This window comes from Desulfobulbus rhabdoformis (assembly GCF_016919065.1).
In the GTDB taxonomy this organism is placed as follows: Bacteria; Desulfobacterota; Desulfobulbia; order Desulfobulbales; family Desulfobulbaceae; genus Desulfobulbus; species Desulfobulbus rhabdoformis.
This window is the reverse complement of record NZ_JAFFQA010000009.1, coordinates 111,109-132,364: the sequence shown is the minus strand read 5'-3', so window position 1 is coordinate 132,364 and position 21,256 is coordinate 111,109. Positions and strand designations below refer to the sequence as shown.

General features: G+C 51.7%; 18 protein-coding genes. 11 read left to right on the top strand and 7 right to left on the bottom strand.

What is annotated here, in order from left to right; translation table 11 throughout:
- Positions 1 to 138: 138 nt before the first annotated feature.
- From JWJ90_RS06995 to hrpA, 3 genes are all read right to left on the bottom strand, one after another.
- Complete coding sequence (locus JWJ90_RS06995) at positions 139 to 1,071, bottom strand: YcbK family protein (protein ID WP_205226483.1); 933 nt, start codon at positions 1,069 to 1,071, stop codon at positions 139 to 141.
- A 73-nt stretch (positions 1,072 to 1,144) separates the two neighbouring features.
- Entirely contained in the window at positions 1,145 to 1,411 is a 267-nt protein-coding gene (locus tag JWJ90_RS06990; protein WP_205226482.1) for a hypothetical protein, read from the bottom strand.
- Positions 1,412 to 1,529: 118 nt separating this feature from the next.
- Entirely contained in the window at positions 1,530 to 5,270 is a 3,741-nt protein-coding gene (hrpA, locus tag JWJ90_RS06985; protein ID WP_205226481.1) for an ATP-dependent RNA helicase HrpA, read from the bottom strand.
- A 181-nt stretch (positions 5,271 to 5,451) separates the two neighbouring features.
- On the opposite strand from hrpA, the gene galU reads away from it, so the two are divergent.
- Both galU and priA read left to right on the top strand, forming a co-directional pair.
- Positions 5,452 to 6,327 carry a UTP--glucose-1-phosphate uridylyltransferase GalU gene (galU, locus tag JWJ90_RS06980; RefSeq protein ID WP_205226480.1) on the top strand — a complete coding sequence of 292 codons (876 nt, stop codon included), beginning with the start codon at positions 5,452 to 5,454 and terminating at the stop codon, positions 6,325 to 6,327.
- A 26-nt stretch (positions 6,328 to 6,353) separates the two neighbouring features.
- Complete coding sequence (gene priA / locus JWJ90_RS06975) at positions 6,354 to 8,645, top strand: replication restart helicase PriA (RefSeq protein ID WP_205226479.1); 2,292 nt, start codon at positions 6,354 to 6,356, stop codon at positions 8,643 to 8,645.
- 238 nt (positions 8,646 to 8,883) lie between these two features.
- Here priA and JWJ90_RS06970 read toward each other — a convergent pair whose 3' ends face one another.
- Positions 8,884 to 9,324 carry a hypothetical protein gene (locus JWJ90_RS06970; protein ID WP_205226478.1) on the bottom strand — a complete coding sequence of 147 codons (441 nt, stop codon included), beginning with the start codon at positions 9,322 to 9,324 and terminating at the stop codon, positions 8,884 to 8,886.
- A 371-nt stretch (positions 9,325 to 9,695) separates the two neighbouring features.
- On the opposite strand from JWJ90_RS06970, the gene JWJ90_RS06965 reads away from it, so the two are divergent.
- Complete coding sequence (locus JWJ90_RS06965; RefSeq protein ID WP_205226477.1) at positions 9,696 to 11,534, top strand: two-component system sensor histidine kinase NtrB; 1,839 nt, start codon at positions 9,696 to 9,698, stop codon at positions 11,532 to 11,534.
- Between the two features lie 16 nt (positions 11,535 to 11,550).
- Positions 11,551 to 12,072: a ClbS/DfsB family four-helix bundle protein gene (locus JWJ90_RS06960; protein WP_205226476.1), complete on the top strand. Its 522-nt coding sequence runs from the start codon at positions 11,551 to 11,553 to the stop codon at positions 12,070 to 12,072.
- A 437-nt stretch (positions 12,073 to 12,509) separates the two neighbouring features.
- Here JWJ90_RS06960 and JWJ90_RS06955 read toward each other — a convergent pair whose 3' ends face one another.
- Together JWJ90_RS06955 and JWJ90_RS06950 are read right to left on the bottom strand one after the other, a co-directional pair.
- Positions 12,510 to 13,289 carry an SDR family NAD(P)-dependent oxidoreductase gene (locus JWJ90_RS06955; RefSeq protein ID WP_205226475.1) on the bottom strand — a complete coding sequence of 260 codons (780 nt, stop codon included), beginning with the start codon at positions 13,287 to 13,289 and terminating at the stop codon, positions 12,510 to 12,512.
- Between the two features lie 585 nt (positions 13,290 to 13,874).
- Complete coding sequence (locus JWJ90_RS06950) at positions 13,875 to 14,066, bottom strand: hypothetical protein (RefSeq protein WP_205226474.1); 192 nt, start codon at positions 14,064 to 14,066, stop codon at positions 13,875 to 13,877.
- Positions 14,067 to 14,404: 338 nt separating this feature from the next.
- Here JWJ90_RS06950 and JWJ90_RS06945 point away from each other — a divergent pair, with 338 nt between their 5' ends.
- The 6 genes from JWJ90_RS06945 (at position 14,405) to waaF (ending at position 19,832) form a co-directional block, all read left to right on the top strand.
- Complete coding sequence (locus tag JWJ90_RS06945) at positions 14,405 to 14,956, top strand: YqgE/AlgH family protein (protein ID WP_205226473.1); 552 nt, start codon at positions 14,405 to 14,407, stop codon at positions 14,954 to 14,956.
- A gap of 320 nt (positions 14,957 to 15,276) precedes the next feature.
- Complete coding sequence (locus JWJ90_RS06940; RefSeq protein ID WP_205226472.1) at positions 15,277 to 15,705, top strand: YkgJ family cysteine cluster protein; 429 nt, start codon at positions 15,277 to 15,279, stop codon at positions 15,703 to 15,705.
- Positions 15,702 to 16,169 carry a 23S rRNA (pseudouridine(1915)-N(3))-methyltransferase RlmH gene (locus JWJ90_RS06935; protein ID WP_205226471.1) on the top strand — a complete coding sequence of 156 codons (468 nt, stop codon included), beginning with the start codon at positions 15,702 to 15,704 and terminating at the stop codon, positions 16,167 to 16,169. The genes JWJ90_RS06940 and JWJ90_RS06935 overlap by 4 nt, the downstream gene beginning before the upstream one ends.
- A 244-nt stretch (positions 16,170 to 16,413) precedes the next feature.
- Positions 16,414 to 16,944, top strand: a complete 531-nt coding sequence (gene tsaE, locus JWJ90_RS06930; protein ID WP_205226470.1) for a tRNA (adenosine(37)-N6)-threonylcarbamoyltransferase complex ATPase subunit type 1 TsaE — start codon at positions 16,414 to 16,416, stop codon at positions 16,942 to 16,944.
- Positions 16,945 to 17,014: 70 nt separating this feature from the next.
- Complete coding sequence (locus tag JWJ90_RS06925) at positions 17,015 to 18,763, top strand: YcaO-like family protein (protein ID WP_205226469.1); 1,749 nt, start codon at positions 17,015 to 17,017, stop codon at positions 18,761 to 18,763.
- Positions 18,764 to 18,770: 7 nt separating this feature from the next.
- Positions 18,771 to 19,832 (top strand): lipopolysaccharide heptosyltransferase II, encoded by a 1,062-nt coding sequence (waaF, locus tag JWJ90_RS06920; RefSeq protein ID WP_205226468.1) that lies wholly within the window; start codon positions 18,771 to 18,773, stop codon positions 19,830 to 19,832.
- 30 nt (positions 19,833 to 19,862) lie between these two features.
- Here the strand turns inward: waaF and JWJ90_RS06915 are convergent, their stop codons facing one another.
- Complete coding sequence (locus JWJ90_RS06915) at positions 19,863 to 20,513, bottom strand: exonuclease domain-containing protein (protein WP_205226467.1); 651 nt, start codon at positions 20,511 to 20,513, stop codon at positions 19,863 to 19,865.
- A 163-nt stretch (positions 20,514 to 20,676) separates the two neighbouring features.
- Here JWJ90_RS06915 and JWJ90_RS06910 point away from each other — a divergent pair, with 163 nt between their 5' ends.
- A complete protein-coding gene (locus JWJ90_RS06910) occupies positions 20,677 to 21,180 on the top strand; it encodes a C-GCAxxG-C-C family protein (protein WP_205226466.1) in 504 nt (167 codons plus the stop codon).
- Positions 21,181 to 21,256: the final 76 nt, after the last annotated feature.

Sequence of the window (21,256 nt, the reverse complement as noted above, 5' to 3'; positions counted from 1 at the left end):
TAAATTAGGATTTATTCAAAATCACATTTCTTGTTCAGCTTCATCTCTTGCCACGGATGCCGGTTTAAAGCAAACCAATAGACTATTGTGGGCAGACGCTGTTTTTAATGTATCATGAATGCGTTGTTAAAATTCCAATCAATTACCTGCTTCGCCAACAGCAATAATATTCGAAAATTTCTTTTCAGGCATAGCAGCAAAGGGACGATTACAAAACGAGAGTTTGAGCTGATAGCGGCCTGGGGCAAGATCTTCAGGCAAATGGGTGGTTAAGAATCGGGTTGCCTTACGGGTTCCCATCATGGTGCAGTCGGTCTTTTTTGCCTGATCAAGAACCAGACTCGTGATCCGTTTCTTCGCGCCATCCGTACTATATAGATCGACCGTGGGGGCGACCCCAAAATCGAAGTTACTCAGGCTGGAGAGTGAGAGCCGCACCTGCTCACCGGCATCGTAACGGTCATAGTCGGTGGAAAGATAGAGGTGGCGGTTTTCATCCGGACGTTTGGAGCGGGTGCCCGAGGTGGCAGCCTGCCAGAAACGGGGGCGGCCCGCGTCAAAGTGCACTATTTTCCCGCCGTAATGACCGATGCCTGCACAGTCTTTTGCCTTCACTGTTTCCCAAATCTTTTTCCCTGCCACTCCTTCCAGCCAGAAATCGAGGGCCATTCCGTCGATATGGGTTGAGGTGCGGGCAGCGTTGTTGCCCATGGCTCGAATTTTTTTATTGTATTCCGGGCTTCTGTAGGCAGAGGTGATGTGAATGGTCTTGCCGGGGGCGAGTTGCTCTGCAAAATAACTGAGCATAAAGAGCATCCGGGGGGAGATATGTTCCCCCATCTGTTTGGTGGGGTAGCCAAAGATCCAATCCACGGTATCGAAAGCCTTTTCGTTGAGTGAACCATCTTTGTTGAGCAGGTGGACGGTTGCTTCCCGGTCGTTGCGGTGGTTGAGTAAATGCATGGTGCCGCTTCCCATAAGGAAGAAACGGGATTGCATGGTTTCCGCGGAGGAGGAGAGAGCAATGAAAAACAGAAAAAGGCTCAGGCAAACGGCCAATAAAGAACGCATGGAATCAGTACCTGTGGTTGGGGGAACCTGAATCCGCGACGCCTGGTGCTCACGGATCCAGGGGAAAGGAAAGTCAATCGGGCAACTCAGTGATCTGAAAGCCCTTGTCGTGGATGAATTTCAACAGTTCTTTGCGTTCTCTGCACTTGCTTTTGATCTGCACCTGCAACCAGGAACGCCATTCTTCCCGTTTTTCAACATGAGGATCATCGGCAGCGAGTGCGGGACTGCTGTCGAGCTGAACCCGCACCTGTTGAATTTCGTGGGTGAGGCGATCGTACTGTTCCTGAAAGAGCGCGAGGTCGCGTATGGACTGATAGGTAATCGTGGTTGTTTCCATGGTCTGCACCTCCAGAGATAGGCAAAAGAAACGCAAGGGACCATTTTCACCGAATCAGGTGTCAATAAAACATCCTGTCTCAACTATACGAGATTACTTGAGTAAGTGCAACTCGTTCTTATTCTACTCTTCGGCAGATATCTTCCACTTCCTGCCATTTTTTGGTGAGCCGTTTTTCCGAAACCTGTTGTACTGTTCCCAGCTCGGGGGCGAAAATGGAAACACGAAATTCCTCAAGGAGTTGCAGATACTCCTGTTGGCAGGTCTTGCAGGCCTGGGTGGGACTGGTGAACTTGGCCATCTGCTCCAGCCTGGCCAGGGGCTTGATCAGGCGTTGAGCCTTTTTTTCATCTTTGAGTGGATCGTGTTCGGCACGCTCGATACGCAGTGCCAGGGCTTGAAGGTAACGCGGTTTATGCAATAACTGATCAGGATGTAAGTCGTGAAGAAAACCAATCGGGACGATCTGTTCCAGGGCACTCTGGTATTGCTGGTAGCGGCTTTCCTGAAAGGAACGGTTGGCGCGGGAACGGGTTTTCCAGTCGTTTATTTTTTGTTGCACTACCCGTCGTTGTTGCAGGGCCTGCTGCACCTGTTCCAGCAGTTTTGTTGCCGTGCGCAGCAGTCCCTGTTCTTTGACCTGACGCACGGTTTGGTTAAACTCGGCAACACTTGGCAGTGAGTTGCTGGTAGCAAAGACACCGTCGAGCAGGTAGGCTTGCAGTTCACTTCGCAGGACCGCCGCAGAGACCTTGGCACCCAAACTGAGCCAGGAAGCCGAGTGGCTGGTGAGGGAGGTCTTGCAGAGTTTGCGCAGGCTGCTTATCTCCTTTGAAAATTCAAGCATGTAGAGAAACTGGACACCCAGGCGGATTGATTCCGCACTCTGCTGCGCATCCTCAATATAGGAGAGGGTGATTTGTTTCTGGGCAGCGTCGAATTCAAGCAAGGGAAAGTAGAGCCCTGTAACGCGTCCCTGCTTATCGGTCAGGGGAATTTTGGCTTCGATTACGTCCAGGTCCCCGGCGGTTATTTCACGCCGCTTTGGAAGTTTGGTTGCCTGTTCTTTTGCAGGTGTTTTGCTCAATTGTTGGTGCGCGAGCTGCTCCAGTTCATCAAACGAGCGGCTTTCACCCAGGGCTTTATTGTTTGCATCGACCAGGACAAAGCGCATGCGCAGGTGTACCGGGATGGTATCAATCTGCCAGTCGCTACGATCTATGCGCACCTGGTAGCCACGCAGCAGGATCCGCTCCAGTTCCTGATACAATGAGCCGTTGTAGAGGTCGATACTATCCATGATCCGGTCCACTGCATCGGGCAGCGGGACCAGCCTGCGACGCAACTGTTTGGGGAGACGTTTTAAGAGCAGTAGGAGCTTGTCCGGCAGCATGCCGGGAACCAGCCACTCAAAGAATTGGGGGTTGAGATGGCCGCAGAGATTTTGAGGAATGTGAGCGGTAACCCCATCGGCGGGATCGCCGGGGGCAAAGGCATAGGTCAGCTCCAGCTCAAATTCTCCGCAGTGCAGGGTTGCAGGAAACCGGTACAGTTCCTCGGCATCCGGCACGCCCAGAGAGATGTCTTCCTTGCTCATGCGCAGGAACTGGTCATCTTTTTTACGGCGGAGAAAGCGATTTAAAGTAAAGCGATCATAGACTTTGCCCAAACGCGCATCGTAAAAGCTATAAAGTACCTCATCATCAACGAGGATATCCCGGCGACGCGTTCGTTCTTCCATCTCCTGAAAGCTTTCAATCAGCTCCCTGTTGTGGGCAAGAAAGGCGTACTTGCCTGGGATCTGGTGCTCAATCAGCGCCTGGCGGATAAAGATTTCCCGTGCCTCGGCCATGGTCTTTTCGTTGATACGGCCATACTCGACCTTGCGCCCGGCAACAATGGTGAGTCCGAAAAGCGTAACCCGCTCAAAGGCAATCACCTTGCCGCTGCGTTTTTCCCAGTGGGGCTCGGACCAGGTGCGCTTGCAGAGGCTGCCTCCCAGGCCTTCCAGCCAGTCCACATTGATTTCGGCTACACCACGGGCAAAGAGTTGGGTGGTTTCTACAAACTCACTGGCAACAGCCCATTGCGGCCCCTTATTATACAGGCCCGACCCGGGAAAGAGCACAACTTCCCGATTGCCGCTTGCCTGGTAGCGGTTTTTCTCTTTTTTCAGGCAGATGTTGCGCAAAAAACCACTGGTCAGTGCCTGGTGAATCGCATCATAGCTCGCTGCTTCCTTAACCTTGGTATACCCTTTTGTTTTTCGTAACAGACGGGTGATCTGTTCATGGACATCCATCCATTCGCGCATGCGCTGCCAGGAAAGAAAGTTGGCCTTGCAGAATTTAGAGAGTTTGGACTTAGAAGGAGTTGGTTCACCGGGTACAAAAAAACCATTCCAGATGTTGAGCAGGGTGAGGAAATCTGATTTTTTGTCAACAAACTGGCGGTGGACCTCATCGGCCTTATGTTCCTTTTCCGGGGGACGGACCCGAGGATCCTGAATGGAGAGCGCCGCCGCCAGGATAGTGAGCTCGTCGCTGGCACCAAGGTTGATCCCCTCAATGATGATACGCGAGATACGCGGATCAAGCGGTAGGCGGGCCATGAGTCGCCCATTGGCAGTCAGTCGATGTTGGCCGGTGATGGCGCCGAGTTCCCTGAGCAGTTTATACCCTTCGCGAATGGCAGTGGAGAGTGGGGCGTCAATAAAGGGAAAGCGAGCCGGGTCGCCCAGCTTGAGGTTGATCATCTGCAGGATAACCTCTGCCAGGTTGGAGCGCTGAATTTCGGGCAGGGTGTAGGCATCACGGGAAAGAAAATCTTCCTCGCTGTACAGCCGTATACAGGTACCGGGGCCGGTGCGCCCGCAACGGCCCTGGCGTTGCTGGCAGCTGGCCTGGGAAACACGGCTGACTTTCAGGCTTGTGGTACCGCTGCGGGGATTATAACGGGCAATGCGGGCCAGCCCCGTATCCACCACAAAACGAATTCCTGGGACGGTCACCGAGGTCTCAGCCACATTGGTGGCGACGATGATTTTTCGTTTTTTTGCAGGCCGAAATATTTTGCGCTGGTCGGCGGCGGGAAGCCGTCCAAAAAGCGGCAGCAGCAGATGGGAGTCAGCCAGAGATTTTAATCCATCTAAGGTATCGCTGATATCCCGCTCTGTGGGCATGAAGACGAGAATATCCCCACCCTGAGGTCTGGTGGCCAGATCTTCCACCGCCATGATCGCCTGATCCACATAGGAGCGTTCCTCCTCGTCATCATCCTCCGGTTCGAAATATTCGGTGGTGATGGGGTAGGTGCGCCCGGAGACCGAGATAACCGGTGCGGTGTCAAAATGTTTGCTGAATTTTTCAGTGTCAATGGTGGCCGAGGAGATGATCAGCTTGAGATCCGGCCGTGTGGGGAGCAGGTTTTTTAAATAGCCCAGGAGAAAGTCGATGTTGAGACTTCGTTCATGGGCCTCATCGACAATAATGGTGTCATACTGCGAAAGATTCGGGTCTTGTCGTGTCTCGGCTAAAAGAACACCGTCGGTCATGAATTTGATCGCAGTGTCCTGGGAGGTCTTGTCGTGAAAGCGGATCTTGTAGCCCACTTTATCCGGTGCGCGCATCTCTTCAGCCACACGCTCCGCCACTGAGATGGCAGCGATCCGTCGTGGCTGGGTGCAGCCGATCAGGCCGTTATGGCCACAGCCCGCCTCTATACACATCTTGGGCAGCTGAGTCGTCTTGCCTGACCCCGTATCACCGATGATGATGAGGACTTGGTGCTGGGCAAGAGTAGAGACGATCAGGTCGCGTTGCTCACTGACCGGGAGTTGGGGAGGATAAGAAAGATGCATGAAATTAAAGGAATTTTCTTGAGTCTCTGGCTAACTTCGGGATACAATAACACACTTTTTCACTTAAGAGTGCATTTTGCTGGTTTCAAATATAAAGGGGAAGCCTTTGATACCAAAGCTTTGCCCCTGAAGCAAACACTAAGGTGATGCTTAGAGAACGTCTATACACTATGAGGACTGCATGAAAACGATCAGAAAAGCCGTCATCCCGGTGGCGGGATTGGGGACTCGATTTTTACCGGCAACCAAGGCCATCCCCAAAGAAATGCTGACCATTGTCGACCGTCCCACCATTCAGTATATCGTCGAGGAAGCGGTGGCCTCAGGCATTGAGCAGGTTATTCTGGTGACCAGTGCTGGAAAGTCAGCGATTGAAAATCATTTTGACTACGATTTTCAGCTCGATACCGTACTTAAAGATCGCAAAAAACATAAATTGCGTGAAGAACTCAACAATATTTCCAACCTGATCGATATTATTTCCGTACGTCAGAAAGAGCCGCTCGGGCTTGGCCATGCAATCTGGATGGCCCGTAATGTTGTTGGCGACGAACCTTTCATGGTGCTGTTGGGCGATGATCTGGTCATGAGTCAAACAGCCTGTTGCAAGCAGATGATAGATCTCTACGATCAGGTCGGCGAGTCCATCGTCGCTGTCCAGCGTGTTCCCATGGAGGAGACCCACCAGTACGGTATTGTTGAAGGGCAGGCCATGGAACAGGAGCGTACCTTTAAGGTCGACCGTATGGTGGAAAAACCCGTCCCCGGTACCTGTAATTCGGATATGGCTATTATCGGCCGTTATCTGCTGATGCCGGAGATCTTTGAGCTACTTGAAAAAACCACGCCTGGTCACGGTGGTGAGATTCAGCTCACCGATGCCCTGTTGGCGCTTTCCAATCGACGTGGCATGTACGCCTACGAATTTAGCGGCAAGCGATACGATGCCGGGGATAAACTTGGATATCTCAAAGCCATTGTCGATTTTTCTTTGGGAAACCGTGAGTTGGGTGGACCTTTTCGCGAGTATCTGCGCAAGGTCTGCGCGGATATGTGATGCTCTTGATAACTGATTGAACACAGGTGGCGTGTTTCTACGAAATTGCGGTTGACGCACCCCTGCTTCACCCCTTGACTTACGCACAGCCCACCGGAAGTGATGATCCACTTCCGGTGGGCTGTTGTGTTCGTGTCCCTTTGGGAAATCGCAAGGCTGTGGGCTATGTGCTTGGCCCTGCGGAGAAAGAGAAGGGTGAGCCGCGTTTTGTCATCAAGCCCATTCTCCAGGTTTTGAGCCAGAAACCTGTCTTTCCCGAAGAGTTACTTCCCTTTTATCGCTGGATCGCCCGCTATTATCTTCATCCCTTAGGCGAGGTGCTGCGGACAGCGCTGCCTCTGCAACCCACCAGCAGAGGGACGGGGCGGGTGAAAGAAAAGCTACAGACCGTAGTCGTGCCGGGAGCGCAACTAGTTGATCTGATAGAGGGCAGAGAGGGGCCAGAAATTGTTGCTGCACTGGCCAAAGATTCCACCCTGCAACTGAAAAAAGCAGAGCTTAAGACCCTTGGGATTTTTCTGGAGACATTTACTGCCCAGGGGCACCAACCGGTTCTGCGTTCTCTGTTAAACAAACTGTACAGCGGAGCGGGGCCGCGGATAAAGCAGTTGGCCTCTGCCGGTCTACTTGAGTTGGCAGAGCAGCGGGTCTACCGCGACCCCTTTGGTGAACCGCCTCCGCTTTTTCCTGCCCCGGACAGCTTGACCGGTGAGCAGGAGAAAGTTCTTGCCGAAATTCTTCCCGCCATTGACGGGGAAGCCTTTGCTCCCTTTCTTCTTTTTGGCGTCACTGGTTGCGGTAAGACGGAGGTCTACCTGCAATCTGTCGGGCATACGCTTGCGGCCGGGAAAACCGCTCTGGTGCTGGTCCCTGAGATTGCCCTGGCCTCGCAGCTTGAGGCACACTTTTTTTCCCGTTTTGGCGATCAGCTTGCAGTCCTCCACAGTGGACTCAGCGATGGCGAGCGCTTTGACCAGTGGCAACGGGTCCTGCAGGGAAAGGCAAAAGTGGTTCTTGGAGCCCGCTCGGCTGTCTTTGCCCCTTTGAGGAACCTTGGGCTGGTGGTGGTGGACGAGGAACATGAACCTGCCTACAAGCAGGAGGATGGGCTCCATTACAATGGCCGTGATCTCGCTGTGCTACGGGCCAATATGGCCAAGTGTCCGGTTGTTCTTGGCTCGGCAACCCCGTCGGTCATCAGTTACCATCACTGTAAGGAGGGGAAATATACGCTTCTGCAGATGCAAAAGCGGGTGGCCAACCAGCCGCTTCCTCAGGTACAGATTATTGACTTAACCGAAACCGGGCGCTCCCGCCCTGACTTAACCTTTTCCGACGCGCTGATCAATGGGCTTGCCGATACCCTGGAAATGGGCAAGCAGAGCCTGCTCTTTGTCAACCGTCGGGGGTTTTCCTCTTCCATGCTCTGCCGTGATTGCGGAGCCATTGTTCAATGCCGTCACTGCGAGGTCAGTCTGACCCTGCATCGTGGCCGAAACAGACTGCTCTGTCATTACTGCGGTTACAGTCGGAGCCCGAACGTGGTCTGCGACGCCTGTGGTTCTACCCGGGTTCATGGGGTGGGCATCGGCTCAGAGCGGATTGAGGAGGAGGTGCAACAACTCTTTCCCCAGGCTCGCGTCGCCCGCTTGGATAGCGATACAACCGCCAATCGAAAACATTACCTGTCGACCCTTAAAGATATGCGCGAGGGGCAGGTGGATATTCTCATCGGTACCCAGATGATTGCCAAAGGCCTGCATTTTCCAGGCATTCGACTGGTTGGAGTGGTCTGGGCGGACTCCGGATTGAGTGTACCGGATTACAAGGCAGCCGAACGCACCTTTTGCCTGCTTTCCCAGGTGACGGGCAGGGCAGGGCGGGGGGAGGATCCCGGTGTTGTCATTATCCAGACTTACCAACCCCAGCATTATGCACTGGAGCTTGCCCAGAAACATGACTATCCGGCATTTTTTGCTCGGGAGATAGCCGTGCGGGCACCTCTGGCCTATCCGCCTTTTACCCGATTGGTCAACATCCGGTTCTCCGGTGCCCGTGAACAACAGGTTCAGCAGGCTGCGCAGCAGGTAGCGGGATTTATTCGCAACCACAAATGGGCATCCAGCTTGGAACTTTTAGGTCCAACTCCTGCGCCTCTGGTCAAGATACGGGATAAGACTCGCTGGCAACTGCTCATAAAAAGCAGCAATCAGCAGGTGCTGCATGCTGTGTGTGCAGCGGTTCTGGAACAAAAGGGAAAACTCTGGCCGTCAGCGGTTAGGTTAGGTGTGGATGTTGATCCGGAAAATATGATGTGAACTCAGGGGGGGAGGCGAAAAACAGAGCAAAATGGTAGAAGAAGAGCTCTGAAGTACATGAAGGGTGTCAACTCTCACAGGGGGTCGGAGATGCAAGGCATTGCCCTGTGCCGCGTCAAGGGTGCGTAAGCAGATCGATGACATGGCGGGTTCGATAGAAAACGCCCCAGCGGAAAGGAGGGAGGGAACCGCCGGGGCGACAGGAGGGCTTGGAAAAAAATACAACTACGGGTTTGGGTTAGCGTCGCTTCATACCACCTGTAGGGTAGTTATGATATTTCATGCCGTGTTTTCCAGTTTCCATGAGGAGCATGGGAAGTGGAAAGCCTGTTTCTCGTGCTTTCAGACGGAGTTTTTCGTGGAGTTCAAAGAGCTCTCCGGCAACCGCAGAAGCTTTGACCGTATCCGGTGTACCTGCTTGCATGATTGCCTGCATCTCTGCCTTTTTTTGAGCGAGTAACTTGCGCTCAGCTGTGGTGTCTTGCAGGAATGCTTCTCGAGTTTTATTGAACTCGCTGTTCATCTGATAATGCCAAGGCATGTCAACCTGTGCGCCCTGAGGGCCTTTCCCACCGCCTTTACCCGGTTGGGCCACTGCCGCCTGGCTGATTGCCAATGTCAGCCCGGTGGTCAGGATGGCAGCCATCATGAGTTTGTTTTTGGTGTTGGTTGTTGTCATGGTTTCATACTCCAGAGTCCATGAGGTTGAAGATTTGCCTGTTGTGCCTCTTCTGTAGCGAGATGTGTGCCAGAAAAAAAATCATATTGTATCTCGCTGAATTTTCGTGGTTAACTTGTAGGCTCCTTTTTTGGGTAACAGCTTGGGGCTAGTACAAGGGGGCCAACTGTCACCTTTCTATCCAGTTGTTCTTGTTGGGGTGGGTAAAAAGTATCCAGTTTTGATAAGAAGGGAGTCGGTAACCATCCTGCATCATTACTTTTATCAGTTACTGAGTACTGTGAGCCGCTTGGAGTACTCTTTGCAGACAAGCTAGCAGCCCTATATACAAAACGCATCCCTCAGAAGGTGTGGAGACAACGAACATACCCATGGCCTTAAAACGACCTTCCTTTATTTTTTCCTCCCCCTGGCTGCTGGCAGCTGCAGGCGGCCTGTTGATTATGATAGTGGTGACGTTTGCCTTTCATAATCTGCGGCTGGAAGAGCGGCTTATGACCAATGCCATGCTACAGAAGGCTTCGACCCTGATTCGAGTGCTTCATTCTGGTGCCCGTGCCTCCTACATTGCCGACCTACGCAAGGATTACTGGAATAACGAGTCCTGGGCAGTCCATGTGCAGCGGGTTATTGACCATCTTGCTGAAGACCCAGACCTGCGTTTTTTTATGGTGGTGGATAAAGACGGTCGCATTATCGCCCATGATAACCATGCAAAGGTCGGGCAGGTAGCGAAACTGCCAGAGCTTGAGATAGCTGGAAATACGGATCAGGGACCACCCAAGCTGATCTATACGATTCAGCAGTTTAAGGAATTGGGGCGCGTCTTTGAGACCATTCGCGCATTAAACCTGGTCCTGCCGTCGGTACTTCCTCTGCCCATTGCCCCATTGGCGCAGCAAGGGCCATTATTTTTTCAATCACCCGCCCCAACCAAACATTCCCTGTTTCGTCTTGTCCCTGATGGGAGTCAAAAGAACAATCCCCATTATGTGGTGATTGGCCTTGATATGCAGGAGTTTGACCGGACACTCAGGCGATTGCAAATGCAGATTTTCATGCTTTCCCTGGCCATGCTGTTCGTCGGTTTGGGGGGCTGGTTTTCTCTGTCGACGGTCCAGGGCTTTCGTATCTCCCAGAAGACCCTGGACACCATTCAGGCTTTTACCTCCTTGCTCATCACCAAACTGCCGGTTGGCGTAATCGCCACCAACGAACACGGGTACATTACCACCTGGAACCATGCCATCAGCCGTTTGACCGGGATTGAGCGCCACAAGGCCACTGGCAGGCGGCCTGGCGATGTCTTGCCCCATCAACTCTCGAGTTTTTTTGACGGTGAACCTGCGCTATCAAGCGAGGACGAGCAGGGAAATCAGAAAGGAGTGCAGATTCGTTTTGGCGAGCGTCGTTGCGCGCTTCTCTGTCATCCGTTGACCATTGTCAATTCTCAGGGCCAGTATATGGGGCGGGTTTTGTTGATCTCTGATGTAACCGAGATCCGCAGTCTGGAACAGAGAATGCGGGAAAATGAACGGCTTGCAGCGGTTGGGCGAATGGCAGGTGGTGTGGCCCATGAGGTGCGTAATCCACTGAGTTCGATCAAAGGGTTGGCACTACTGCTCAAAAATAAATTTCCCGTTGGTAGTCAAGAGCAGGCAACCGCCGAACTCTTAATTCAAGAAACCGAGCGCATGAACCGAACCATCACCGAGATGCTCAGTTTTACCAGGCCCTCGGTGCTCAATCTGGAGCGTATCGATCTTGCCGCTCTGGTCGAGACCAATGTGACCCTCATTCGAACCGAGGCAACAGAAAATCAGATTGCTCTTCGTCTTGAGTTGGCCCCTGATTTGAAACCGATCACCGGTGACAGTGACCGTCTTCAGCAGGTATTGATGAATGTTTTTATCAATGCTATGCAGGCCATGGAGGAGGGCGGTGAGCTTGCCATTAGCCTGAATAATCAAGAGGAGGCCGGGCTGGTTGAGTTGAAAATTCACGATACCGGACCAGGGATAGAACCTGAGCTTTTGTCCCAGGTTTTTTACCCGTATTTTACCACCAAACAGGCTGGCACCGGTTTGGGCCTGGCTATCTCCCAGAAGATTATTGCCGATCATGGTGGTTCCATTGAAATGGAGAGTGAATCGGGCAGCGGTACCACGGTGATTATTCAATTACCGTTTTGGAAGGGAGAAGAGTCGTAAAGACAGGTGGTTATTAGTGACGACAGTTGACAGGAAACAGCGGCTTGCCACGGATATTCAGACCCATTTTCGTAAATTCATGCTTGAGTTGGAAGCAATGCCACCGGCCATGGTCAGCATGGGAACCATCCCCGGCTATGTTGCAGGCCGTGAGCTGACCGGCAATGAACTTGTTGCCCATGCACTTGGCTGGACAGAGCTTGGAATTACATGGTGTGAGCAGGTTGTCGCAGATGAGGGGAAAGGGATGGTCACCAAGCCCACGGAGGGGGGCCAGTGGAATATCCTCGATTCTTTAGCACTCAGATTTTATCCAAGGTATGGAGAGCTTGAATTTAAAAGCATCTGCGAAAAATTGCAAAAAACGCAGAGACAGCTTGTCGAAAGCATCTGTCAGCTCGCTCAGGAAACCCTGTGCAGGCCTGTGGCCATGCCCGAGCTGAGTCTTGAGCAACTGCTTGAGCGGCATGTGGTTGGACTTTATGCAAGTGATCTGTTGCGTTTAAGATACTGGAAGAAGGGGTTGGGTTGGATTTAACCCGAATCAGGTTTAAAAAGAAATTCTTGCTCGTTGCTTTGTCACCTGTTCGATTTTTGAACAAGACGGGGAGGGTGGCATGCAATGCTGAAGGATTCTCACCCGTGCTGGTGCAGGGCAGGTTGGTTCATGCGGAGATCGATTTGGTGCGCCTAGCTCGTCATTGCAGGAGCTTCAGGCGGCACATAATGATCTAGAAAAAGTGAGCGCAAACGTGTTGTGAAGGATACACCAAGGTCCTTTCTGTAAATGTTTTTTGTTCCAAAGTAGAACACCTGAAGATAAAAGATCGACATTTTTGAGGGGACAAGTGGCGAGCGGTGCTGAAAAGGGAACCGGAAGCAAACTCAGGCCCTGCGAAAAGAATGCACTTTTCAGCGCCCACCCGCCGTCACTGATTCAGGAGTCAGTCATTCAAGCGTTATCGGGCTCGTTTTTTAATGCCAGGTGAATCCGCCATCCACATTGATATTCTGGGCGGTTATATGGTCCTGAGTTGCAAAGAATACAGCCAACTGGCCCATATCCTGCGGTGTTTGCCCTTCTCCCTGGGGAATGAGGATATCCTGGTGTCGTTTCCAGGATTCCTCCATGGTCTCGCCCTCAAGTTTCCATTTGTCAGCCAGGCCATTGGGTCCATACCACATCTGGGTGGGGACAATTCCCGGGCAAATTGAATTCACCGTGATGTTGTCTCGCTGCAGCTCTTTGGCCAAAGAAACCGTAAAACCAACCACAGCAAATTTGGATGCCGCATAATGGGAGAGTTGAGGAAATCCTTCTTTTCCGGCAATTGAGGCTGTGTTGATGATGCGCCCCCAGCCGTTTTTCTTCAGTTCTGGTATGGCAGCCTTACAGCACATGAAAACACCCTTGGCATTGACATCAAGCACGAAATCCCAGTCTTCCGGTGTCAGTTCCTCAACGGATTTAATACTGATAACACCTGCATTGTTGCAAATAATATCAAGTTTTCCCAATGTCTCAACCGTGGTTTGAACCATCTTTTGTACATCGTCCCAGTCGGTGACATTGACTTGAATTGCCAGGGATGTTCGGCCAAGCGCCTGAATCTCAGCTGCAACGGATTGGGCATCGTTCAGGTTCATATCAGCCACTGCGACGGAGCATCCTTCTTTGGCAAGCTCCAAGGCTATTCCCCTGCCAATACCGCGACCTCCACCAGTTACTAATGCTACACGATCTTGAAGCTTCATGTCATACACCCCTCTGTTATGTTGAGTAAGGTTGTCTCGATTATTCAAAAGCGTTGGCGTACCCTCTTGGAAATTGGAGAAAAATGCACAATTCCAGGCAGCTTGAGTTTCGCTTTAGCGTAATCGATCAGCGGGTTGTGCCAACTTCCAGATACTTCCCCCTGGTTTAACCGTGGAAACAGGAGGAGCTTTTACGTCTGGTTGGCACAAAACAGAATACTGAGTCTGCTAACGCAAAATAGAGGCCATGAGGCAAAAGAAGGGAGCAAAAAATGGGGCTTCGAATCAGTGAATACTTGTTGAACTCTTGTGCTGGAAGGACTTTCGCCTATGCACTTAGGGCTGAATGAGTGCAGGATAGAAATGTGTCCTGGGCAGGAAAAAGAATGGAGTCTGAGATCTCCCTTTTACTAGAGGAGGAAGTTGTTCAAAAAGTGAACAGGGGATCTTGGCAGGGCAATGTTTTTTTTCCGGATCCGTGACAACGAGCAAAGAGTGCCTGCTCACGAATCCAGTATGGTCCTTGATTAGCCGACGTAGTGTATGAGCTTTAACCTCCTCCAAATCTTTTTGAAAAAGCGCCCTCTAAGCCGTCGCCTTGGCAAAGTGCTTATTTAAAAACTCACATTCCAGCGGGGTCAGATCAAATCGGAGTTCTGCATCCTGGACAATCGTATGCCGAGGTTTTTCAGGATTGTTCTGCAGGTTTTCCGCCATCCAGGTGATAGCATTTTTCATTTTGGTGGATTGGCAGTTGAGAGGGGATTGTTCGCTCATAGTCGTCCTCTATTGCTAAGTAGGGCTGGTGGGGAACAAGGTAGCTGTTTTTTCGCCAGACACGCGATGGGCTGTCGGACGTGATGGAAAAATCTAATTATTTAAGCTACCCAGTAGTTGCTTGAAAATTTTGTTCAGATTATAAGTTACCCAAAACTTAAGCTTCCAGCAAGCTTGCTCTACCCCTTGTGAACGGAAAAATACCCCAACTCCTGCGCCTGCTCTAGAGAACCTGTGTGCTAGCCTCACTTCTCCGGGATTCGGGGAAACACTCCTTGACCCTGTTTGAACTCAGGTGGTAGCATAGAGTTGAAACGAAGAGTTCAACGAGGACCATAATGGAAAGTCTGGCCGGTAATTTTCTCATATCCACACCTCAGATGCCTGATCCACGGTTTCAGGAACAGGTGATCTATATCTGTGCGCATAACGAGGAGGGGGCTATGGGGTTGGTGATTAATAATCCTAACCCGGAAATTACCCTGCTTGACGTTTTTCATGGCTCCAGCCTGCCTATTCCTGACGGCCCCATTGAGCCGGTCTACATGGGCGGCCCGGTGGAGGTAGATGCCGGGTTTATCCTCTATTCCACTGACGTGGAGGATCGTTACTCGGTGGAAGTGCAACCTGGAATTCATCTCAGCCGTGATACCCGTCTGCTTGAAGATATATCCCTGGGACGAGGGCCCAAAGAATACCTCTTCATGCTTGGTTACGCGGGATGGGGCTCCGGGCAACTGGAAAGCGAGCTGGTGGATAACAGCTGGCTTACGGTACCCGCCGACGCGGAAGTCCTTTTTCATACCCCGGTCGAACAGAAATGGCGCTTGGCTGCGCTGAAATTCGGGGTTGATATTTCAATCTTTGGTGATATCATCGGCTACGCCTGAGGCCCTTTTGGTTGAATGGTAAGCGATCACGGGGCACCGAATCTGCGGTGTTATCGGCCTGTTTACGTACAGGGGTACGCTGCACAGGTCGATGCCTTGCATCTCCGGCACCCCGCAATCGCTTACAGGTTCGGTGATAACCGGCATTTTTGGGGCTTACCCCCATGATCGGTTACGTTGAATGAACATTTGACGTCGGCCTTTGTTGCAAAAGGACCGGCGCTTTTTTTTGTGCATTTGACATGCCTCAGTTTGATTTTGCCGAAACTCGAGCCAAACTTTTCCCCGCCTTATTGGGCCCAACCAAGACATGACCTGCTATGAGTTCTGATTCCTCTCCCACCATTACCGATATATTTACCTGTAGCCTCTGTGGATTTTGTTGCCATGGAGAAACCACCGTCTCGTTGGATGAGCACGACCAGGAGCGTATGGTCCAAGCCCTCGGATTGAGTCGTGAGGAGGTCGAGCAAAAATATTGGCGCATCACCGGCTCTGTAGTGCAGATGCAGATTCGTGACGGGCACTGTATCTTTTATGATAAGAACACCGGGTGTACGGTGCACGAAGGTCGTCCCTGGCGCTGTCGGCAATGGCCGCTGCATCCCAGTATGCTCGCCGACGAAAACAACTACACCACAATCACCGAGTCGTGTCCTGGTTTTAACAAAGAGATCAGCTACGAAGAATTTTGCCGCGTTTTTCGAGCTCTGATCGACCGGGGGGATGTGGATAAGTTTTCCCGATGAAGTTTCTCATCCCCTTTCTTGGGAAAACCAAGGAATCCTATCTTGATGCCGGTATACGGGATTATTCCGGGCGGCTCGGTCGCTTTGCTCAGGTGGAACTGCCTGTTCTTCGTGAAAAGCACAAGAAAAATGATCCTGATGATGTTATCAAGCTCACTGAGGCCGGACTGCTTCTGGAGCAGGCCCAGGGGGCTCATATCTGTATCGCTCTTGATCCCCGCGGCAAAGAGCTTGACTCCCTGGATCTGGCCAATCTTCTCAACAAATGGGAGGATCAGGGGGCATCGCAGATCTGTTTTTGTATCGGTGGTTTTCTAGGCCTGCATCAATCGGTTGTTGATCATGCCCAGCAGACCATCTCCCTGTCCAGGCTTACCTTTACGCACGAGATGACCCGCCTTATCTTACTTGAGCAGCTCTATCGTGCCTGGACTATCAAGGCTGGCCATAAATATCACAAATAGCCATCGCCTTTAGGGGATTCAGGCTTCATAAATCTTGCCAGCTGTGGTAGGTAATCTCTTTCGGGAATCTTGAATAATTGCTTTTTCTGCCAATCTCTGCGTTATGCGAAAAATTTTATCCTCGGAATATCATGTATATGCCTGCGGTAAAATTTTTTGCATGCCTTGACCTTGATTGAAAAATCTAATTATTCAAGACACCCTTTTGTCGTATTTCTCCATTCCTTTTGCTCTGTAGACAATCGTGACCGAGGAAAACCCTTCATCGTCGCAGAACGGATGCACCCTTGCCTGCCAAGGTCCTGAGTCCTTATCTCCCTTTGCCGAAGTTTTGACCAGGGAACTGAAGCCGGGGGATGTCCTTCTGCTCTATGGTCCTTTGGGGGCAGGAAAGACAACTCTGACCCAGGCCTTGGCGCGTGGTCTTGCGGTAGGGGACGATCAGTATGTCTCCAGTCCCTCATTTGCACTTCTCCACGAGTACGAGGGGCGTTTGCCCATCGCCCACATGGATCTCTATCGCCTGGCTGATGAGGATGATATTGAAGCCTCTGGCCTTGCGGAGTACCTTGAATACGACGGCGTCAGCATTATTGAATGGCCTGAGCGGCTTGGGGATTTAACCCCACAGAATCGGTTGGAGCTTGTTTTGGAACCAATCGATGCGGAGCTGCGCCATATTCATCTTGCCGCCCGGGGAAAAGAGTGGGGCGAGCGAATGGTGAACATAGCACAACAGCTAGCCAACACAGCCGGAGTTCACATTGTTGCATAAATAACATTTGTCCCCTGTATGTATTGAAACGATAAACCAATGCCCGCGTGCACGACCCTGAAAGAGATTTATGGAAAAGCGACTGATAAGCTTGCAGCCCTGTAGCAAACAATACACCCTTGACCAGGATAAGGCCTGCAGTCCGGAAGAGACCGTTGCCCGTTTTCAAGAACGGTTGAAAACAACTAATCTCGATGTGCTCAAAGAGATTCGCCGTATTGATAACGGACGTCTGGATATTCCGGTTTATTTCAGTGTATGTGGAGAAGATGCCCGCAGAATCATCGGGAATAAAAAACAGATGGGCAAAGGGTCTACCCCTGAGCAGTCCCGTGCCAGTGCCTGTATGGAACTTGGCGAGCGGTTTAGCTTTTTCAGCTTTCTCTCGGATGAGGAGAACTTTATACGAGGTGACTATGCGACCATGGAGGCTGCAGGGTACCCTGTGCTGCCTATGGAAACGCTGCTCGCCTCGGTGCATGACACGACTCTTGCGCCCGAGACCCTACGCCAGCTGTTGACCGGTCTGCCCCTGCAATGGACCTGGGCGCGTAAACTACGCGATAACAGTGAGGTGCTTGTTCCTTTTTCCTGGTTCTATGCCATTAACGAATTTAATGGCCCTTCTGCCGGCAATACCTATGAAGAGGCGGTGATGCAGGGAATCAGTGAGGTGGTGGAGCGGCATGTCTGCGCTCTGATCACTCGTGAAAAAATACAGACGCCCCAGATTGATCTTCAGTCAATAACTGATCCGGTGGCTGCCCAACTGGTCGAAAAGTTTCGAAGTAACGGCATCGAGGTGTATCTCAATGATTTTTCCTTGGATACCGGCATCCCTACAATCGGGGCTCTGGCCTGGGATCCGAGTACCTTTCCTGACTCAAGTGAGATCGTCTACACCGCCGGGACCACGCCCGATGCCAACAAGGCGCTGATCCGTGCCCTGACCGAGGTAGCCCAGCTCGCCGGGGATTTTAATTCCAATGCCAACTATGTTGCCAGTGGTCTGCCCAAACCACTTAGCTTAAGTGAGGTTGCCCATGTGGTTGAGCCGTCAAGTTCCATCGGGCTCTCCCAGGTCGCTGATCTTCACGACGCAGATATTTACCAGGAAGTGCAGAACTGTGTTCGCGCCCTGGAAAAAATCGGTCTGGAGGTCTTTGTGCTGGATACCACACATCCTCAGCTGCAGATACCGGCAGTCTACACCATTATCCCCGGTGCCCATTTCCGAGAACGGGCCATAGGGGGGAATGCACCGCTTTTTGCTGCCAAACTCGCTGCCGAACTGCTTGCGGGTGAGGAGCTTGATGAAAAACTTGCAGCCATGCAGGCATTGGTCCCCGGTGCCTACGCCTTGCCGTTTTACCGTGGTCGTCATCTCTATGAGCACGGTCTTGCCGAGGCCGCTCTGGAGTGTTTTGAGGAGGCGTTGCAGCTTGCCCCTAATGATGAGGATCTTCCCTACCTCTTTTCGTATAGCGGTTGTTGCTTACGGGACTTGGAGCGGTACCAGGAGGCTGTCGAGGTTCTTGCCAAGGGGCTGGAGAGAGATGAAGAACGACCCGATATTTACAACACTATGGGCGTCTGCCATTTCAAGCTGGATCAGTTTCAGGAGGCTGTCCACTGTTTTACACGGGCTGTTGAGCTGAACCCTGCATCGGCCATTGATTTTGCCAACCTCGCCCTCAATCTGGAGCGTCTGGGGAAGACACATGAGGCCATTGCCAACTACGAAATTGCCCTGTCCCAGGATCCCTGTATCACCTTTGCCGTCGAACGTTTGACTGGTCTGATTGCCAAAGCTTCTTAAGTACGCCATGAAACCGCTGCCCAAATCACTTGAAAAAATTCTGATCTGGTCCGCTGATCGTATCGGTGAATCCGTGATGTCCACCCCAGCAGTGCGGACCCTGCGTGAGAATTACCCTGATGCGGAAATTACACTTCTGGGAACACCGCGGGTGCATGATATCTTTCAATTCAGCCCACGCATCGATCGTCTTCTTATTTATGAAAAAGATGGTGAGCATAGCGGTGTCCGTGGCTTTTTTCAGCTTGTGCGGGACCTGCGACAGTACAATTTCGATGCGGTGGTCCTGCTTACTCCCCGTTTTATGCCAGCTTTGGTTTCCCGGCTGGCAGGTATTCCAATCAGAGCAGGGGCCATTGCTGCAGGACGCGGTTCTCTGTTGAGCCACGGGGTACATGAGACTCTGGCGGTGGTGAAGAAACATAAGGTGGATATGTATATGCGCCTTATGCTCAGTTTTGGCTTGCGTTCAGGGAGTTATGACCTTGAGCTCTATCTTTTTGGTGATCAGATCGATGCCATGAAGGCGCGGGTCAGCTCGCTGGCCGATATCAAGGTGGGAGAGCAGCCGCTGGTTGGATTTATCCCCGGAGCTACCTACGCACCTTCAAAACGCTGGCCCGTAGAGCGCTACGCCGAGCTTGCCCAGTTAATCTGTCGTGATCCCCAGGCGCGAATCATCCTCTTTGGCTCCAAAGCGGAGCGGGCCAACTGCAGCGAGATCATCGCCCAATCGGGAGCAGCCGCTCCCAAAATGCTGAATATGGCGGGGACGGCCCGCCTGATAGAGACCATCGCTCTGCTTGGTGAATGCGACGTTCTGGTCACCAGCGACTCTGGCCTGATGCATGCGGCAACGGCCCTACAGGTTCCTCTGGTCGCCTTGTTCGGTGCCACGGATCCGCAGTGCAGCGGTCCTTATTCAGAAAATGCCGTGGTCCTGCATAAACCGGTACCTTGTAGTCCCTGCAACAAACCCCGCTGCCCCAAAAAGCACCTCCAGTGTATGAAGCTTATCACCAGCACTGATGTCTATGCCGAGGTGGCCAGTTTCCTTGCTGAACGATAGGGAACAGACCTCTCTGTTTTCTCTCGCCCCTCAGATATCCAAAAGTGATTGATTTTGCTGCCGCTCTGCAAAATTTTTCAGATAGCGGTCCACCTTTGCCCTAGCCACCTTCATCAAATTCTGCATCAGATAGAAAGGGACTTCATTAAGTCCATAACGGTCCCTGATCAGCTCGGTCATGGCAATCCAGAGGTGCCCTGTCATCTCTGCATCATTGAGCGCCCGGTGAAAGACTCCTGTATTGGCAATGCCAAGAAATTCAACGAGTGTGGCAAGTTTGTGGTTGGGTGAGGAGGGGAAAATACGTCTGGAGGTGAGCACGGTACAGGCCAGGGGATTGTTCCGTTCGCGGCCAAGTCCAGCCAGTTCTGCATCAAGAAAACTTCGGTCAAAACCCACATTGTGCGCCACCAGAGGCAACTCTCCAATCCAGTCGGCAAATTGAGCGATTACCTCTTCGCAGGAGGGCGCTTCAATCAGAAGCTCATTGCTGATGCCCGTCAGCGATTCAATGAAGCCGGTAATGGTAAAACCAGGATTCATCAACGATTGAAATCTGTCGACAATGTATCCCTGTTCGATTTTTACCGCCCCAACCTCTATGGGGCGATCACCGTATTTGGGAGCCTGGCCGGTGGTTTCAAAGTCAAAAACAATAACAGGAGAAGACGAGGGAGACACTGTGGTAGTTTTTTTGATAGAAGAGTTAGCGGTTAGAGGTGAGAAGAAAGAAGGATTTCAAAGGTTTTTTGTCATACAAACGCGGTGCGGTTTCTCCTTATTTAAGGTACATTGGCAGTGTTCTTACACTACTTGTTGATCAAATTCAATGTATGGAGGAATCATGCGGCCCGATGAGATGCAGGAGAAGGCACAAGATCTGTTTTTAAAACGTTTGCATTGCAGTCAGGTATTGGCCATGATTGGTCAGGAAAAACTGGGAGTGCAGGATCCTTCCGTCATCAAAGCTCTGGGTTCCTTTGGTGGGGGCATCGGTGGAACAGGTCATGTCTGCGGTGCGCTAGTTGGGGCTGCCAGTGTCATAGGTACCTTGTACAGTCGCTCCAGTCTTGAAGAAAAGGAAAATCCCCGTATGTGGGCTGCCACAAAAAAGGTGATGAAGTCATTCAAAGACCTCACCGATGAATATGGTGGGATCAACTGCGGCGAGATTGCCCGTGTCGATTGGATGAACCGCGATGAGGTGAAGAATTTTTACGGGAATGCAGAGAGTCGGCGTCAGCACTGCCTCAAGGTTGTGGGAGAAACAGCCAGGTTACTTGGCGAGGTGCTGGAAAACGAAGCCGAAGTGATGGCCGCCAAAGAGGCGGAAAAAAAGGCGCAATAAATTTGATCCATGGTGCACAGAGCACCGCGTTTTTACAGGGGCAGCTTTTAGCTGCCCTTTTGCTTGTGGGGGGAAT

Excerpts from the sequence above, each read along its gene's own strand:
- JWJ90_RS06950 (WP_205226474.1), bottom strand. The coding sequence starts at position 14,066 with ATGAGCGAACAATCCCCTCTCAACTGCCAATCCACCAAAATGAAAAAT.
- JWJ90_RS06940 (WP_205226472.1), top strand. The coding sequence starts at position 15,277 with ATGAGTTCTGATTCCTCTCCCACCATTACCGATATATTTACCTGTAGC.
- waaF (WP_205226468.1), top strand. The coding sequence starts at position 18,771 with ATGAAACCGCTGCCCAAATCACTTGAAAAAATTCTGATCTGGTCCGCT.
- JWJ90_RS06935 (WP_205226471.1), top strand. The coding sequence starts at position 15,702 with ATGAAGTTTCTCATCCCCTTTCTTGGGAAAACCAAGGAATCCTATCTT.
- JWJ90_RS06990 (WP_205226482.1), bottom strand. The coding sequence starts at position 1,411 with ATGGAAACAACCACGATTACCTATCAGTCCATACGCGACCTCGCGCTC.
- JWJ90_RS06910 (WP_205226466.1), top strand. The coding sequence starts at position 20,677 with ATGCGGCCCGATGAGATGCAGGAGAAGGCACAAGATCTGTTTTTAAAA.
- JWJ90_RS06970 (WP_205226478.1), bottom strand. The coding sequence starts at position 9,324 with ATGACAACAACCAACACCAAAAACAAACTCATGATGGCTGCCATCCTG.
- JWJ90_RS06995 (WP_205226483.1), bottom strand. The coding sequence starts at position 1,071 with ATGCGTTCTTTATTGGCCGTTTGCCTGAGCCTTTTTCTGTTTTTCATT.
- JWJ90_RS06925 (WP_205226469.1), top strand. The coding sequence starts at position 17,015 with ATGGAAAAGCGACTGATAAGCTTGCAGCCCTGTAGCAAACAATACACC.
- hrpA (WP_205226481.1), bottom strand. The coding sequence starts at position 5,270 with ATGCATCTTTCTTATCCTCCCCAACTCCCGGTCAGTGAGCAACGCGAC.
- JWJ90_RS06965 (WP_205226477.1), top strand. The coding sequence starts at position 9,696 with ATGGCCTTAAAACGACCTTCCTTTATTTTTTCCTCCCCCTGGCTGCTG.
- JWJ90_RS06945 (WP_205226473.1), top strand. The coding sequence starts at position 14,405 with ATGGAAAGTCTGGCCGGTAATTTTCTCATATCCACACCTCAGATGCCT.
- JWJ90_RS06955 (WP_205226475.1), bottom strand. The coding sequence starts at position 13,289 with ATGAAGCTTCAAGATCGTGTAGCATTAGTAACTGGTGGAGGTCGCGGT.
- galU (WP_205226480.1), top strand. The coding sequence starts at position 5,452 with ATGAAAACGATCAGAAAAGCCGTCATCCCGGTGGCGGGATTGGGGACT.